Source organism: Ammoniphilus soli (assembly GCF_040813775.1).
On sequence record NZ_JBEGDL010000008.1, the window covers coordinates 240,943 to 257,220 of the forward strand.

The 16,278-nt window shown below is 42.8% G+C and carries 18 protein-coding genes; 3 read left to right on the forward strand and 15 right to left on the reverse strand.

Annotated features, from left to right (window positions below):
- Positions 1–67 precede the first annotated feature (67 nt).
- The 9 genes from ABLT31_RS17585 to pflA all read right to left on the reverse strand — a co-directional run bounded on the left by ABLT31_RS17585 (position 68) and on the right by pflA (position 6,685).
- The gene (locus ABLT31_RS17585; protein WP_367753914.1) at positions 68–532 is read right to left on the reverse strand and encodes a hypothetical protein; all 465 of its coding nucleotides are present in this window, start codon (positions 530–532) and stop codon (positions 68–70) included.
- Between the two features lie 77 nt (positions 533–609).
- Positions 610–984 (reverse strand): hypothetical protein, encoded by a 375-nt coding sequence (locus ABLT31_RS17590; protein ID WP_367753916.1) that lies wholly within the window; start codon positions 982–984, stop codon positions 610–612.
- 208 nt (positions 985–1,192) lie between these two features.
- Complete coding sequence (locus ABLT31_RS17595) at positions 1,193–1,675, reverse strand: UPF0158 family protein (RefSeq protein ID WP_367753918.1); 483 nt, start codon at positions 1,673–1,675, stop codon at positions 1,193–1,195.
- Between the two features lie 198 nt (positions 1,676–1,873).
- The gene (locus ABLT31_RS17600) at positions 1,874–2,242 is read right to left on the reverse strand and encodes a hypothetical protein (RefSeq protein ID WP_367753920.1); all 369 of its coding nucleotides are present in this window, start codon (positions 2,240–2,242) and stop codon (positions 1,874–1,876) included.
- Between the two features lie 312 nt (positions 2,243–2,554).
- Positions 2,555–3,181, reverse strand: a complete 627-nt coding sequence (locus ABLT31_RS17605; RefSeq protein ID WP_367753922.1) for a YcnI family copper-binding membrane protein — start codon at positions 3,179–3,181, stop codon at positions 2,555–2,557.
- Positions 3,182–3,215: 34 nt separating this feature from the next.
- Positions 3,216–3,428: a hypothetical protein gene (locus tag ABLT31_RS17610; protein WP_367753924.1), complete on the reverse strand. Its 213-nt coding sequence runs from the start codon at positions 3,426–3,428 to the stop codon at positions 3,216–3,218.
- Between the two features lie 15 nt (positions 3,429–3,443).
- Positions 3,444–4,802, reverse strand: a complete 1,359-nt coding sequence (locus ABLT31_RS17615) for a copper resistance CopC/CopD family protein (protein ID WP_367753926.1) — start codon at positions 4,800–4,802, stop codon at positions 3,444–3,446.
- 410 nt (positions 4,803–5,212) lie between these two features.
- Positions 5,213–5,746 (reverse strand): LytS/YhcK type 5TM receptor domain-containing protein, encoded by a 534-nt coding sequence (locus ABLT31_RS17620; protein WP_367753928.1) that lies wholly within the window; start codon positions 5,744–5,746, stop codon positions 5,213–5,215.
- A gap of 204 nt (positions 5,747–5,950) precedes the next feature.
- Positions 5,951–6,685: a pyruvate formate-lyase-activating protein gene (gene pflA, locus ABLT31_RS17625; RefSeq protein ID WP_367753930.1), complete on the reverse strand. Its 735-nt coding sequence runs from the start codon at positions 6,683–6,685 to the stop codon at positions 5,951–5,953.
- 170 nt (positions 6,686–6,855) lie between these two features.
- On the opposite strand from pflA, the gene ABLT31_RS17630 reads away from it, so the two are divergent.
- Complete coding sequence (locus ABLT31_RS17630) at positions 6,856–8,088, forward strand: DUF438 domain-containing protein (RefSeq protein WP_367753932.1); 1,233 nt, start codon at positions 6,856–6,858, stop codon at positions 8,086–8,088.
- A 131-nt stretch (positions 8,089–8,219) separates the two neighbouring features.
- Positions 8,220–9,086: a YitT family protein gene (locus ABLT31_RS17635; protein WP_367753934.1), complete on the forward strand. Its 867-nt coding sequence runs from the start codon at positions 8,220–8,222 to the stop codon at positions 9,084–9,086.
- Between the two features lie 47 nt (positions 9,087–9,133).
- On the opposite strand, the gene ABLT31_RS17640 is transcribed toward ABLT31_RS17635, so the two are convergent.
- The 3 genes from ABLT31_RS17640 to ABLT31_RS17650 form a co-directional block, all read right to left on the reverse strand.
- The gene (locus tag ABLT31_RS17640) at positions 9,134–11,008 is read right to left on the reverse strand and encodes an aldehyde ferredoxin oxidoreductase family protein (RefSeq protein WP_367753936.1); all 1,875 of its coding nucleotides are present in this window, start codon (positions 11,006–11,008) and stop codon (positions 9,134–9,136) included.
- A gap of 46 nt (positions 11,009–11,054) precedes the next feature.
- Positions 11,055–11,342, reverse strand: a complete 288-nt coding sequence (locus ABLT31_RS17645) for a MoaD/ThiS family protein (RefSeq protein WP_367753938.1) — start codon at positions 11,340–11,342, stop codon at positions 11,055–11,057.
- A gap of 982 nt (positions 11,343–12,324) precedes the next feature.
- A complete protein-coding gene (locus ABLT31_RS17650; RefSeq protein WP_367753940.1) occupies positions 12,325–14,160 on the reverse strand; it encodes a UbiD family decarboxylase in 1,836 nt (611 codons plus the stop codon).
- 192 nt (positions 14,161–14,352) lie between these two features.
- Between ABLT31_RS17650 and ABLT31_RS17655 the strand changes: the two genes are divergently transcribed.
- On the forward strand, positions 14,353–14,571 hold the full coding sequence (locus ABLT31_RS17655) for a hypothetical protein (RefSeq protein WP_367753942.1): 219 nt from the start codon (positions 14,353–14,355) through the stop codon (positions 14,569–14,571).
- A 147-nt stretch (positions 14,572–14,718) separates the two neighbouring features.
- Here ABLT31_RS17655 and ABLT31_RS17660 read toward each other — a convergent pair whose 3' ends face one another.
- From ABLT31_RS17660 to ABLT31_RS17670, 3 genes are read right to left on the reverse strand one after another with little or no spacing between them, the layout of a single operon-like run.
- A complete protein-coding gene (locus ABLT31_RS17660) occupies positions 14,719–15,801 on the reverse strand; it encodes a GerAB/ArcD/ProY family transporter (protein WP_367753974.1) in 1,083 nt (360 codons plus the stop codon).
- 45 nt (positions 15,802–15,846) lie between these two features.
- Entirely contained in the window at positions 15,847–16,071 is a 225-nt protein-coding gene (locus ABLT31_RS17665) for a hypothetical protein (RefSeq protein ID WP_367753944.1), read from the reverse strand.
- Entirely contained in the window at positions 16,068–16,226 is a 159-nt protein-coding gene (locus ABLT31_RS17670; protein WP_367753946.1) for a Ger(x)C family spore germination C-terminal domain-containing protein, read from the reverse strand. Before ABLT31_RS17670 ends, ABLT31_RS17665 begins: the two co-directional genes overlap by 4 nt.
- Positions 16,227–16,278: the final 52 nt, after the last annotated feature.

The following is a 16,278-nucleotide window of genomic DNA, read 5'->3' on the forward strand; positions in this document are numbered from 1 at the left end:
GAGAAGAAAGTTACAACTTATTATCATTCTACTTCCCTTTAGCGGATTAAAAAAATCACAGAAAGTTCTATATTCCACAGTGGTATAAATAAAATTTACCTTCAGCCAATCTCTCTGAAAATGAGATAATCTTTTCGAATTGCTCAATGATTTCATCTCGGTTGAAAACCAACTCTTCATAATGACCCGCATGTTCCTCGCCCTCAACCATTACGAATTCCCCTGTTAGTTTTAATACTTTCGGTGATTCCTGAAATAAGTCCCTCCAAGAGGAGAATATACTTTTTAAGATATATGCAGAATCCTCATCAAAAAGAGTCACACCGTGGTAGTTAATCCCCACACCATTCGGTATCCCACTTAAAGATGGATTTTTACTTGGAATCCATTTTAATGTGTCACTAACGTACAGAATAATGTCATCATGTATTATCACACTATCGATGACATTAGAATTATTCTCTCTATACATCCAAAATCGTTCTAGATCTACTGTATTCGGGATGAGGTAAAACTCATGTTCTAATGCCATTTTAATCCTCCTCAAACTTTATAACTAAAGAATCCCGTTTGTACAGTAAGCAGGTTAACCAAAATCTTATGGATTATCTATCTCATGTTATGTTCTTTAAGAATCAGCTTGAATCGCGGTTTAAAATCAATCTCCAATGTTTGTAATGTATCATCATTCTGAATCGTTAAAAGGACACTTGAATGATCTTTCTTATCAGCCACTATTTCAAATTTATCGACTCTCTTTAGGTCGAGATAAGTTAACAATTCATTAGATGATGCATCAGAGACTTGTATTCTTACTTCTTCATAAGAAGGCGAGAGGGTCACGATAAAGTGTTCTGTTTGGTTAGAAAACTCATATGTTGCTTGGTTATAAAAGAATGGCAAGTTTTCTGTATAGGCATCATAAAGTTTTGGTTCACACTCGAACAACGAAAGTAATTCGTGTTCTTCTGGATAACTGTACATAGAGTTATCCACCTCCAACGCTATATTTAGAAAAAGTATAACACTTATTTGTTGTTCCGCTAAACTCCACGTTTGTTCAGAAAGGAAATCAAAAGAAGCGATGGTGTTGATTCCGTCGCTCCCATTTCATCCACTGGCATTTAAGGAATTGATAGCTTTCTGATTCAATTGATTATCCAGTATGATGCAAGGATCGAAGGATAGATCTTCATTCCTCTATTGCAATGTCATGCTCTTTACACCACTCAATGACTAATTCCTTTATCTTCTTATTCTTGTATTCATACCATTCATTTTCAACACCATGTTCTATGATCCCGTCTTTAAATCTCCGAAATGCCCCTCTTCCTTGAATGGCTTCATACAAGGCTTCTCGAATCTCTTCTTCAATAACTGTCCCAATAAATTCTTCCATAATTTCATACTCATGGTACTCGTTCCTTAATGTGAAATCGAGGTAGATCCCGTCCTCATCCTCTAATATTTCTATTGCTTTTTCAATATTCTCTTTTTGCCAATCAGGAAAGTTCTCGATTGGCTTCTCATGTTCTACCGCACGGATCTCTTCTTCCGATAATGTGATCACCTCTCCTGTTTGGGTGTTGATGTATGTAAACGTACCATTTATTTGTATTTCAATTTCTCCCACTAGGTCATCCAACTTCACCGGCTTTTTATTGATCATCTTCATTCCTGTCCTTTCCGTATTTTACATTGTCCATTTTGCTCCCTACCGCCATACATTTCTCCTTTTTCTCCGTTATAGAAGATGTGATTTCTGTTATAAAAGGTATTCTACTCTTATGCCCCCAAAAATCAAAACCAATGTTAATCTAGGCATGGAACTAGTTCCTCAACTAACGAAACCCGATAGCTTAACAAGCAGTCATTATTTTTTACTACGAATCGGTAGAAGTACATTTTCAATGAAATTATATACCTTTTCTTCACCTTCACTTCTTGATTGGACCGTAAAGAGGAGCCATTCATCAGGCGAATCAGTTCTTTTACAATGCTGATCCAGAATCTTTGCTTCCTCATCACTTATATGTTCGGAAAAATAGATATCCCATGTCCCCAGTTCATTCCGAAATCCAATGGTACTGATTGAACCATGTTCTTCGTCCCAATAATCAATGTGCCAGTGTCTACCGAGTAAATGTTCATCTATTTCTTTTTTATAATCTTCGTAACAAGTCTCAATCTCGATAACTTCCATGTCTTCACAAAGTTGATCGTTAGGAATATTAACAGGCACAGGTACAACATCATTATCGTAAATAATACCTGCGATTGTATAAGCTAAATCTTTTTTTGCTTTCTTAATTGCTTTATCCTTTGTACTGCCTCTACTTAATATTTAACCCCCTATCGTAACCCAGTTTGTCGAACAATCGATCTCCGTTTACTTAAGTAAACCTCTAATGGAAGACAATATCTCTTGTCTTACCCAAAATAAAAACCGTTCCTCGAAACCAGGAACGGACTCAACATACAACACAATAGACTTATATTGTTGGTTCTATAATGAAATAGAAACAGCAGACGGTTGCCCTAATCCTCCGAAATTTTAAGCTCTCTTTTTTAAAGAAATACCTAAGGATAACAATCCTGCAACCAATGCAGCTATGGAAAGATAAAGCGGAAGGATGGAAGATTGTTCTTTTGGCAATTCAGCTTGGGGTGCTGTGGCAGCAGGCGCACCGTGACTATCGGATGCCTCACCTGCTGTCTTTGGATTCACTATCGTCACGGAAGCGGGTTTTTCAGATCCTTCTGCTCCAACCCACTCCATAACACTTCCATCTTTATACGTTTGATACGCCTTCCAAGATAGGTCGGTTGCTTGATCGCTCACTTTTCCTTGGAAGTTAAATTGAGTAAATTCCGTTGGTGAAAGTCCTTCACCTTCCGTTGTCCAAGTTACACCCGTAATTTTATGCGTTTCATCTTTTTGCAGCTCATATGTCCATCCGGGCTTTGGCTCGAATCGGGAAACGGAAACTCCATCCGGAAATTTGACTTCTATTTTGGTGGTCGGAGAATCTTCTTTTTCGGAAGGAACTCGAACAGTAAACACTTCATATTTCCCTTGTGTGGTTTCTTTAGGTTGCACCGTTACATGAGCACTAGCAATCCCCGCAAACATCGAAATGGCTAACACAGAAGAGAAAATTACACTTGTCATTTTTTTCATGATAAAATCAACCTTTCTTATTAGAGCTTATATTTCAATAGACTGTAAAGTCTTTGGTATACACCGTTTCATTATCCTCGGAATCCATAACCCTCACTTCTACTGTCCAATTCCCCTCAAACGGCAGGTATGGACCATCGCTGACAAAATGATGTTCTTCTGTTCCGCTAGATGTTTTTTTAGGGGGAAGTTCAGCTTTCAAGGGAACCTTAATCGGCGCAATTTCCGGATCCTCTTGATACGTCAAGGAAAGCTCTACATGCTAGATTTTGAGTTCGGGTTTGGTTAACGATACATCTACGCTAAAATGGTTCATTCCGGGGACATTAGGCGTAATTTGAGTTGTGATCATAGGCTCCGTTTTGCTCATTTCATGCCAATACAACGGTTGATTGGGTGGAAGGGGGCTTAGATAGGTAAATACCCCGACAATAATAACAATCAAAGTCATTAAACCAACGTCCACTTTTAATCCGAAGTTGATATAATCTATAGATTTTTTCTTTATCCCATGGCGGAGGATCGCCCCAACAATGATCACCAACCCTACCAAGCATACTTTCACCAAAAGCAATATGCCCCACGTTGTTTTAAATATATCGCTTAATTTAGGTAAAAAGATCAAAGTAGAAAGTGTGCCAGTAATCGTTAATACGGTTATGCTTGCCAGCGCTGCTTTCGAAAATAGGGGTAAAAAGCGCATGATAGGTTCCCGGTGACTTTTCCAAAATAGAAGAAGATAGCATAGCCCACCTGTCCATATGGATGCTGCCAATAAATGAACCATGTCCAAAAGAACCGTTCGAATGGGGGGTTCAAATACCATCGCATGACCACTGATGCTTTTCGCTGTCAGCAGCATAATGACCCATATCGCATCCACCCATTTCTTCCGCCGCAAGATAAAAAATCCTAAAATCGAAAGAAAAAGAGAGAGGGTCAATGAAAGTCCCGTTGACGTTTTAAACAAGAGAGCTGTGATTTCATTTAAATCCCAATCTGTCAACAAATCCCCCAGTTGAACGAATATCATCGCCAAAAGCGTGAAAAGGTAGACCTTTTGAAGGTAACTCGTCCATTCTAGGTAACTTTTTTGGAGCTCTGTTGATTCGTTTGGAAGAAAATCTCCCCAGGCGATCCACCCGGAGATCAAAAGAAGACTAAAAAAATAAAAAGTCCGGATTCCAAAAATCCCGCTTTGGGTAGATGCTTCATGCTCACCATGAACGTGCTCGACTTGATCCGTTTTTTCGGAAATAGGGGCTTTTCCTACGCTGATAACATATGAACCCCGGATCGGATGCCCGTCTGCCGATATCACACTATAGGTGATGGTATAAATATCATCCTCTAAACTGGGAAGCGGCAGGTGCAATTCTTTTTGATTCTGGCTCATTTCTGTTGGGTTTTCCGTGACTGGACGCCCTTGGCTATTAAACACCTTAATATAAAATAACTCTCTCTCTAAACGCTCATTGAAAGTGAGGGTAACATCAGAAGGAGAAGAGGTAAGTTGGCTGTCCGGCACTGGATTGGCTCGTTCCAGCAATGCATGAGCAAAAACTCCTTCCTGAATAATGACGATCAAAAAAAGGAGAAAAAATAGCCATTTCCTAACCATATTGTTTGCAACCTCTCATTACTAGGATAAAAATTCCCTCCGCCTTGTAAAACGTTGTCCAAGTGTCATTTAATAGACTACACTGATTCTTATCCAATAAAAACTACCCATTAGAGCTATTTTTAAATCTGATTGCTAATTTACAAAAAAACACTATTGAACTATTCTTCCTTTAATTGAATAAGAGCCTCCCGGCTCTTAAAAAAATCTTCCAAAATTCACTTAGATTCAAAACAAACCCCTCCCAAAAATTTTTATCTTCTTTAGTTCCAGCATTACTGGATTGGGAGGGAATTAATACACATTAGGTTATTCAAGTAGCGATTCCCGTTAGCTGAAGATTGGCATCTTAAAAGAAAGGACAGGAATAATGAACACTAATGGAACAAGAGTTAAAATCAATCCTAATTTTAAAGCCTTTTACTAAATAGAAGAGCAACTCCTACTTCAACTAACCTCCCATTTCGTTCAAAGGCCTCTAGCGGCAACCCTTCCCTAAAATTGGTATTGATCACCATCAGAATGGATGTCATGAGAGCAATATAGGTGCTGCTGATAACTTTCCTTGACTCATCCCACTCTTGATAGATAGGAATTAAAAGGAACAACAACACAATGACAGCGCTGTAAACGATCAGGACATTCCAGACACCATCCCCTCCGAGATAAAACCGGAATAGATAAAGCGTTAAGGTGGCAAGGGCTCCCGAAGCATAGCCGCCATAAAGGATGCCGATCAAAAGGGGAATGGTTCGTAGATCTAAAATATAGCCTGGAAAGATATGAAAAGGCAATAGCATGCACAAGATAATGGAGCAGGAACAAACCATACCCAATCCAAGATTTCGGACTGGAAGCGGCAAACTCTTTAATCGGTAAAGAATAAACAGTAACGGTAATAAGGCGAACGAGATGTTAATCAATAAATTTGCTGTACCTGCCATCAACCATTTGTCAATGGCACTTTTCTTTGTCGTTGCTTTTCTCGTTCATATGTTTCTCCCGCTTTAGGATGAGTACGCTGATCTCGCAATAACGGGAGAAATTCCGATTATTTCACTTTTCTCAATCTAAATCTGCCTCGTTTTTCGAAATAACCGGATTTTCTCCTGTTATCCCAGCTCCAGGTGCCCATACTCTCCTCTTTATCAGGCAGTACCCGCCAGAATTTCCTTCGCCTTGGCCACCACTTCATCACTAGGAGGGGTTACTCCTTTTAAGGCATAGTCAAGCCCTAAGTGCTCCCATTTATGAATGCCCATTTCATGATATGGCAGAATTTCGATCTTTTGTACATTTTCAAGAGTTTGGATAAAGGCGGCGAGTTTCCTCAAATCCTCCTCATCATCCGTGAGTCCAGGCACTAACACGTGGCGGATCCATACGGGGATCTTCCTATCGGACAGATAGCGGGCGAATTCAAGAATGTGTTCATTGGACATCCCTGTTAGCTTACGGTGCTTTTCAGGATCGATCATTTTTAAATCTAGCAGGATAAGATCCGTTACTTGCAGCAATTCGTCCAGGACACGAAGAAAGTTTGTGCTTTGATTAAAGCATCCTCCAGAGGAATCAATGCATGTATGGACTCCCTGCTTATTGCACTCCTTGAAGAGATGGGTAAGGTATTCGGCGTGCAGCAACGGTTCTCCCCCTGTCACCGTGACCCCCCCGCCGGAAAATTTCATAAAAGGGATGTAATCCTTGATATCCTTCATTAATTCCTGAACGGATACCATCTTGCCTCTGCCTAGCTCCCATGTATCGGGGTTGTGACAATATTGACAGCGCAATAAACAGCCCTGGGTAAAAATCACATAGCGAATACCCGGACCATCGACCATCCCTGTAGTTTCAATCGAATGAATACGTCCTTCTGACATCTTTGGCCTCCCTAGAGTAAGTTCGTATTTATAGAATGAATTTATTATCCCACGCTTTAATTTCTGATTTGGTGATGTTCATCACTTCCTGTTCCTTAAGAATCCATTACACTAAAGCCATGATAAAGATTTTCATTTAAGATCCTTTAAAAACAGGAAGGAGCATGACCATGAGTGAGATCATTAACAATCGTGAACAACTTGCTATAGATAAAACGGCCCGCCAGGAAATGCTTAAACAAATCATTAAGAATTTACATGAGGGTAAAAGTGTAGAGGAAGTCAAAGCGCAATTTGAAGAAGCAGTGGGTTCGGTTTCCGTTGAAGAAATTTCACAAATGGAACAAGCTCTAATGCAAGAAGAGGGCATCCCGGCAGAAGAGGTCCAGCGCCTTTGCTCCGTCCATGCTGCGGTCTTTAAGGGCTCCATCGAGGAAATCCATGGTCCGGTTAAAGACGAAGACCAGCCAGGCCACCCCATCCATACCTTTAAACTTGAAAACAAAGAAATCGACAGGTTGGTCAACTTTAAAATCCAATTGCATTTCGAACAATTTATGAAAGAAGATAGCCAGCAAAATATCCTGAAGCTAGTAGAGGATTTAAACCTTCTCTTGGATATCGACAAGCACTACAGCCGCAAGGAGAATCTCCTCTTTCCTTATTTAGAGAAGTATGGGATTTTCGGCCCAACCAAAGTCATGTGGGGAGTCGATGATGCGATTCGTGGCGCCATTAAGCAACTCAAACAAAATCTCTTAAGCTACAGCGGGGATAAAGGGGACGTCGAAAAATACCTTCAATACATCATGAAAGAAGTAAGTGAAATGATTTACAAGGAAGAGAATATTCTTTTCCCCATGTCTTTGCAAAAGCTTACTGAAGACGAATGGATTAAGATTGCGCATGAAAGCGATGAGATTGGATTTTGCTTAGCGGAACCTGCAGGCGTTTGGAAGCCGGAACGGGCCAACTTATCCGAAGGCGAAGCCATACCAGGCGGTGTCATTAAATTTGAAACAGGCGTCATTTCCTTAAGGCAATTGGAATTCATGCTAAATCACCTGCCAGTGGACATTACCTTTATTGATGAAAATGATGTTGTGCGATACTTTTCTCACGGGAAAGAACGGATCTTTGCCAGAACCAAGGCAATTATCGGAAGAACGGTGCAAAACTGCCACCCGCCAGCAAGCGTCCATGTGGTGGAAAAGCTGCTCCATGACTTTAAAACAGGAAAAAAAGACACCGAAGACTTTTGGATTAAATTCCGCGACAAATACGCCTATATTCGCTACTTTGCGGTTCGCGACGAAAGCAACAACTATCTGGGAACATTGGAGTTTTCGCAAAATATCCAACCGATTCAAGGGATTCAGGGAGAAAAAAGAATCCTGTCCTAGCTCAACAAAGGCTGCCTTGGCTTAAGGCAGCCATTTTGAGTTTCTGGAACGGGATTGGTTAATGCTGTATGTTATGGAATGGTCATGTAAAAGATAAAACGACAGATTGCGTTCAAGGAGAGGTTGAATTGATGAAGGGAAGATCTAAAAAGACAGCCATAGCTGATCATATTCAGAAAATCCTATTTATCTCCTTAGGAGCCGTCCTGATGGCTATATCACTGGAACTATTTCTAGTGCCCAACAATATTATCGACGGTGGAATCGCAGGGATCTCCATTATGCTTTCCAAGCTCACTTACCTTCCTCTAGGTATATTCTTATTTTTTATCAATCTCCCGTTTTTGTTGTTCGGATTTAAGCAGATCGGAACATCATTTGGTTTCTACACCCTTTATGGGATTACCGTGATGTCATTGACCACGGCGTTTTTTCATGATGCGGAACCCTTTACAGAAGAAAAATTATTGGCTGTATTATTTGGCGGTTTAATTTTAGGTATAGGGGTTGGGCTCGTGATCCGCTTTGGAGGTTCTTTAGACGGGTCGGAGGTTGTCGCAATCTTAGTCTCCAAAAAGTGGAGCATACCTGTCGGTCAGATTATTATGCTGGCTAATGTGTTCATTTTTCTTATGGCTGGGTTCGTATTCGGCTGGGATTCGGCGATGTACTCGATGTTTACCTATTATATTGCCTTCAAGCTGATCGATATCGTGGTCGAAGGCTTAAACGAATCGAAGTCAGCCATGATCATTTCCAATGAATACGAGGAAATTTCCCAAGCGATCATGGACCGTCTCGGTCGAAGCACAACCTTGTTATATGCCAAGGGAGGGTATAAAAGAGAGGAAACGCAAGTTATCTACTGTGTGCTGACTCGCCTGGAAGTGGCCAAATTAAGAGCGGTAGTGAGAGAGATTGATAGAAAAGCCTTTATTGCGATTGAAGATGTCTCAGATGTTCTAGGCGGGGGCTTTAATACCGGAAATCCTCATTAATCAAAAAAAAAAAAGCCTAGCCCGTTGGACTAGGAAAGAAGGGAATATCAGATTTTCTGCAAATCCTCCGCTACATCATTGAGGCCCAAAAGCCTTAGGCTTTTAGGAGTCGGGATACCGGTTTCCGGATCCCATCCCATTTCATTTAGATAATCCTCGTTTTGGGTCCGAAGATCGATCTTCACTCCCTGCAACGGCCCTTCTGTCTGGGGAGGAACACCGATCATCCGGTCAGGGACTTTGATTTTGGTCGGAATGATGCCTTCGCGAACATTAAATGCCGTCCGCATGGCTGCAATGCGCTCTCCAATTTGGAGAATGCGCTCTGCTGTATATTCTTCTCCGATTCCTTCCGTGAGGAAATGGGCAAGATCTTCGGGCGTTGAGCAAAAATCCCCAAACAGGCAAATTCCTGCGGCGTTAACCGTGTGAATGTAGTTGCTCATGATTTTATGTTTCTTCCCTTTTCCCTTATAGCTGTATTTGTCGGCAATCAATTCATGGATACCAAGATAGGGATGCTTCGCCCCTTCCTCAATAATATGGCTTCCCCCCTGCGTATGCCTGCCCGGCGTGGCATCTAGCATATAGGTCGTAGCGTAGCCCGGAGAAAGCCTAGGATCATGCATGGGCAGCTCTTGCCCATGGACATGGATGGCAAAAGGTTCCGATTGCTCCCCCAATTTTTCCGAAGCGACTTTCACGCCATCCGCAAGAAGATTGCCTATCCCTTTCCGCTCAATCATATCCTTTACTAATTGAACAATGGCCTCATGGTTTCCCCATGTCAAATCAAGGCCGCCTATATCATCTTGGCTTAGAATGCCATGTTCCGCACATTCGATGGCAAAGCCAACCGTTCCGGCTACAGAGATGACATCGAGCCCCGCGCGATTGCACAAATCATTCAAATAAATAATCGACTCCGGATTATCGTTCAGCAGAAGCGTTCCGAATCCTCCGGTCGTTTCGTACTCAGGCTTATGTCCGCGGACTTTGTAAGGGCCTTCCTTCACCTCCACAATCGCACCGCAGGAAATGGGGCAGCGCCAACAGCCGTAAGCTTTCTCCTTGTATTGGTCAACAAGGCCAGTTCCGATCGGATCTGCGTTCGGGAAGTCCGTTATGCCCACACCACCCCAATTGCGTACGGGAGAATCTCCAGAGATAGCGGAGCCGCCGGTTATCCCTGTCGTTCCATACTTGCTCATGAACTTCCAAATGGGGCGCTTGATCATGTCCTTGTTGGCTTGCTGCCTCACCTTCTTCATTTCTTCCGGCTTGGCTATAGGAATCTCGTGGGTGCCGCCGGCCACAATCGCTTTGAGCTTTTTAGAGCCCATGACTGCACCGAGTCCAGAACGCCCCGCTGCTCGGCCTTCATCGTTCATGATGGCACTGATGAGCGATAGCTTTTCCCCTCCGGGGCCAATCAAGGCCGCTTCCGGCTTCGTTCCCCCGTGATCGGTTTTCAGCATCGCTTCCGCTTCCCATGTCTCTTTTCCCCAAAAAGGCTCAGCATCCCGAATTTCCACGTTACGATCTTCAATATAAATGTAGACCGGAGAGTCTGCCTGTCCTTCCACAAAAATCGCATCATAGCCGGACCTTTTCAATGCGGGTCCAAAGGTCCCCCCGCAGTTGGCATCCCCCCATGTATGGGTTAAGGGAGATTTGGCCACAGCGACCCAGCGATTACCCGTTATGGCTGGCGTCCCTGTTAAAGGTCCGGTGATAAGTCCCAATATATTTTCGGGTCCCATGGGGTCAACCTTCGGTTTCATTCGAGAATATAGAATCCTTGCTCCTATCCCATATCCCCCCAGGAAGTCCCGCTGCAAATCTAAATCGAGTAATTCTTCTTGAATTTCTTTTGTGCTTAAATTGACAAACAGCATCCGTCCCATGTATCCGCCTCGCATAAGCTCTTCCTCCTCTATTAGTGGAAATACCAATGAAATTCTTGGACTACCCTCCGCTGATCATAGCAACAACATCGATTCGATCACCCTCTGCGAGAACCGTACGGACCCCTTCCTTCCTCTTAATGTCCATTGAATTGACCATAACTAATGCGCTTAGCGCTTGTTCCTCCCCCAACAGTAAGGATTTCAGGGATGGATCGGCTTGATATAGGATCTGGAACAAATCTTCAACTGTAGAGGACCTGGGAATCCTCATCGCTTGCTTCACCCAGCCTGCCATTACTTGTACTGCACCATACAACTGAACATGAACTTGAATGAAATCATCCATGTTGGCATCCTTTTCTTTTGTTTTCAATTTACTTAATAATCAATATTCTATGATACTATGATTAGATTTACAACTGCATTGTAATTTTTTGTAATCTCATAATTTTAATGAACTAAAAGATTTTAATGAACTAAACGTTGAACTATGTCGAAAAACGCGATATAGTAAGAGTATATAAAATTTACAGATAAAATAGAAAGCGGAAGTAGGAAATGAAATGGAGCATATAGAGACATACTGCAGAACGTGCAAAATAACCCTTACTAATTTTGAAATCGAAGAATATGATCGTCAGTGTATTGACTGTTACAAGGAAGAGAATAACACTAAAAAAGCCAGTAAAGATGTTGCCCCTATTCTGATTAGAAGTGGCCGTAAACGCGTATTCACAGCATAAAAGGCAAAAAAAGACTCAAAGGGTGCTGAAAAGCATCCTTGAGTCTTTTTTATAGTTTAGATTTAGGGAGAATCACCAAATGCAATGGAGCGTCTCTCCTTGCAGACGGGTTCCTTATTTTAATGCAAAGTCACGAATTTCTCATAGATGCTCCCAAACTCTTTAGTTTTTGTCCTAAAAAGGGTCAGTATAGTCTCGTAGACATAATCATTCCAAGTAATAAGACATGAATGGTCCCGAAAATAGCTGTTTTACTCATGAAGCTGTAATGACTCCAGATTATGAGCCTTTTTGATGTTTAAGATCTCTCCAATACAAAGTCAAACTCACGAATTTAACCAGTTTAGTCACAAACAATTGTTACCTTGTCATGAACCAACAATGATTACAAATAATTATTACTATAATGTACTTGAGCATCCAATGAGGACAGCCCCTCTCCTCAGTGCATGGGATCCCCAAGGACAAGCCAAGCGTATTCATTTATCCCCTTTTCTACACAAAAAAAAGAAAACCACCCCTTAAAGTCATCACAACTTTAAAGGAAAGGTTTTCCGATGTACCTTCACTATAACTAGTGTTTTTTTACCCAATCTTCACTCCGCTCAAACTCGCGCCTTTCACAAAAAAACGCTCGATGTTCTTCTCTACTGTTGGATCAGGAATTAATGGCGGTGCATGATGCGGTTTCGTGCGGGCATCGATAATGATATTGTCACAAGCCCAATGCTTGTTCTCGTAGTAACTATTGACGCCATAAATATCGTGCGAAGGATTGCTCCGCGTAAAGGTGACCCACAGAAAATTGCTGATCGTTTCGCTAATAAACTGACTGTCATCGCAAACGATGATCATCGGACATGCAGCCAGTGAACCTTTTTCCTTTATGGCATCGCTTAAAGCTTTGAATTCCTTCTCCGCATTGGCATAATCGGTAAACGCAGGTCCCTGTATCGCCACAACACCCGGCATGACCAACTGGGCATTTTCATACCCCCGCAATTCTCGGAAAATGGAAGGCGTTTCGATGCACAAGTCTCGTTTCTTCTCCCCATAAGCGGCGAAGACGACTTTGCTGCCGGTATTTAATCCTGTCCCGGTATAATCCAACGTATCAATTGTCGTATTCGTATAAAAATGGATGTCCCGATGAAGATCCATTCGTTCTAATATATAAGTGATAAATTCGACTTCTCGGTGCGTGTCTAAAGGTTGTTGATCTTCTGCGGTAATAAATAGATATTTGGCCAAGCTTAATTGACCTGTTCCTAAAATGCGATTAGCGAGGGTAAGCAATTCCGCCGGCTGCTTTACTTGTTGGTATGGCGTGTAGCGTTCGCTGCCGATGGCAAAAAGCAAAGGATGTACCCCCGCCGCATCAACCGCATGGACTTCCTTTACGCCAGGGATTTCCTGTTTAATCGCATCCCCTGTCAGCTCGTGGATGAGATCTCCAAATGCGGTGTCTTCCTGCGGAGGTCTCCCCACAACGGTGAACGGCCAAATGGCGTTAGGTCTGGCATATACCTTATGTACTCTCATTAATGGAAAAGGATGGGTCAGGCTGTAATACCCCAAGTGGTCGCCAAAAGGACCCTCTGGCTTGGTTTCGCCAGGGTGTATTTCTCCTGTAATGACAAAATCAGCATCGTTACTGATGCAATAGCCATCGAGATAGCTGTAACGAAAGCGGCGCCCGGAAAGAAGTCCAGCAAACGTCATCTCGCTTAAACCTTCAGGCAAGGGCATGACAGCAGCCAACGTGTGGGCCGGAGGCCCGCCGATAAAAATGCTGACTTTCAGCGGCTTTCCTTGTCTGGTGGCTTTATCCTGGTGTATGCCAATCCCCCGGTGAATCTGGTAATGCACACCAATTTCCTTATTCATTTCATATTCATTGCCACTCAGTTGAATCCGGTACATTCCCAGGTTGGCGTTCATCAATCCCGGTTTTTCCGGATCTTCACTAAAGACTTGAGGCAGGGTGACAAACGCACCGCCATCCATTGGCCAATGGTGAATGAGCGGAAGGTCTGAAATATTAATTTCCTGACTGCCGACGGGTACGCTATTCGATTTTTTAAAAGGCAGGGCTTTCAAAGCCGCCATGCTCGTTCCAATATGTTGAAATGGATTTTTTATCGCTGTCATCGGATCGTTGCGAAGGGAGATTACGTTCTGCACTGCCTCCCATGTATGGCGAAACATGAACTTGCTGCGTTCCACAGTCCCGAATAGATTGGATACCGCCCGGAACTTCGTGCCTTTGACATTTTCAAATAACAAGGCCGGACCGCCAGCTTCGTGTACCTTCAAGTGAATGGCGGCCATTTCAAGATAAGGGTCAACTTCTTCACGGATCCGAACCAAATGCCCGTTGCTTTCTAAATCGCGAATGCATTCTTCCAAGTTTTGATACATCAATTCGCAGCTCCAAACTTCTAATAGTAAATTCTAGTATTCCCTATCACTTATAGTTAATAAGAATTGAGTTGAGTTGTCAATGAAAGCAGATGGGTGAGGATGTATAAAGCTTACCTCTTCGACAAAACTTAAGCTGTGATCAACAATTGAGTTTAGGTTAGCAGTTATTCGTTAAAGGAGCTGAAGGGCATGGATATCCAGCATCTGGAGGAACTAGGCGAGCATTTAAGATCTCTCGGCCATCGCAGGCGTGAATTGGTAGAACGAATTCTATCGGAAGTGGATGAAGGAGATCGTGCTTCATCAAAGAATCTATATCAAGAACTGAGTCAGATTAGCGAAGATGCGATCTTCTTAATGCAGAAGCAAAAAAGCATGATCGATGAGGAGATTAGTAAGCTGCAGTAAAAAGAGTAATTGATTTTTGATCAAGTAAAAATGCAAGGGGCTGGAACCAAGACACGTTTTTGGGTTCCAGCCCTTTTTCGATTACGATAGCATGAAACGCTTTTTCAAGATTTGGTAGTAGAAATAGTTCTCTTACGATCCGCTTTCTTATTTCCTTCCTTTTTCTCGATACCTCTTTCGAAATAAAGCGACCAACAGCAAAATAACCGGGATCAGAATATAAAATGTAAAAAGTTCAAATGGACTGTACACGCTAAAGTGATGAGCGAGTTCAGGAAGGTTGGGGGTCACCCAGAGCCCGAAGAGGGTCAATAGCAAAGCGAACGGGAGGACAATCGGCTTATAATCGGAAAGATTCAGCCATTGGGCGGTATTCAGGACTAGTACATAGTGATATAATCCCAATTTGATGAAGGTCCCGCCTATCCAAATCGCCATAACGAAGGTCTCCAGATTTTCCAAAAAACCGGCATAACTAATGTACCTGGCAGCGCTCATCACCGGATAGACAAATTGCCCCGTAGTTCCGCCAAACAGTAGAAGAGTGGCTAAATTAGTAATCACAATAGTCAGCATCAAAATGACTACGGAAAACATTCCCCAATTCATGCCCTGCTTCCGATCCGTCAAAAAGGGGAGCAAAGAGGAAATAAGAAAGAACATCATATTCCAGGATAGCGGGGCAACCGATCCTCTAATCGAAGGCATGATTCCTACCTCCATGAAGGGCAGCAGATTTTTCACTTCCAACTCTGGAACCAGAAGAAGAACAATAAGTAGCCAAAGAAGGAAGAAAATCGGAATCAGCATATCCGAAAGCCGAGCCAGCACTTCCAGGCCGGCACGCACGGCAAAGGCACTCGAAAGCGCCAAACTTCCCATAACCATCAGCATCGGAGTTTGATTGAGAAACGCCCCCACAAGGAAGTCACCATACTGCCTAAGGGTTAGCCCGCCCGAATAGAGGAAAAAGAGCAAATAGACAAAGCCGACTGCTTTACCGGGAATCCGGCCCAGAATATGCTGCATGTATTGAATCGGCGTCTCATGGGGATAAAGCTTATGTAATTGATAAACAAGGTACACCACCAAAAACCCGGAAAGGGAACCCCAGATCGGGGAAAGCCACATGTCCCGTTTGGCATGCTCGTAGGTAATGCCCGGCACGATTAAAAGGGCTGTGGTTGCAATGTTTGCATAAATCAACAACGACATCTGAAAGGCAGAGATTTACCCTTTCTCTATCATCTTCCTTCCCTTCCCTCCTATCAGCCATTATTCAAGTATTTTCCCGAGTGGCTTGAACAGGGTTTCAATCAGGTTGGTCGGGCCAGGCATGTCCGGGAAGAACACCAGGAGCACCCCGAGTACCCACCCCATGGCCACTAATGCGATGAAAGCAGCTTTTTCCTTTTTTTGTTTCGGATGCATTTTAGGCCATTCGTATAAAGCCATTAGAGCCACCACGAGCGTAATTCCCAGCACGGCTCCCCATATCACTTTTTCTTCACCTCATCTTCCGGCAATCCCTGTGGGTTTGTATTCATGCCGGGCCTGCGGACATAAGCCTTGAGATCAAAGGTCACTTCTACAGAAGGGAAAATGTCATCCCAGTGGTCTTTTGACTTTTGCCATTCTTTGGGGTACTTCCGCATGCCCATCAAGCTAAAACACATCATTACCCCCAAAACGAAGAAAATGCGCTAT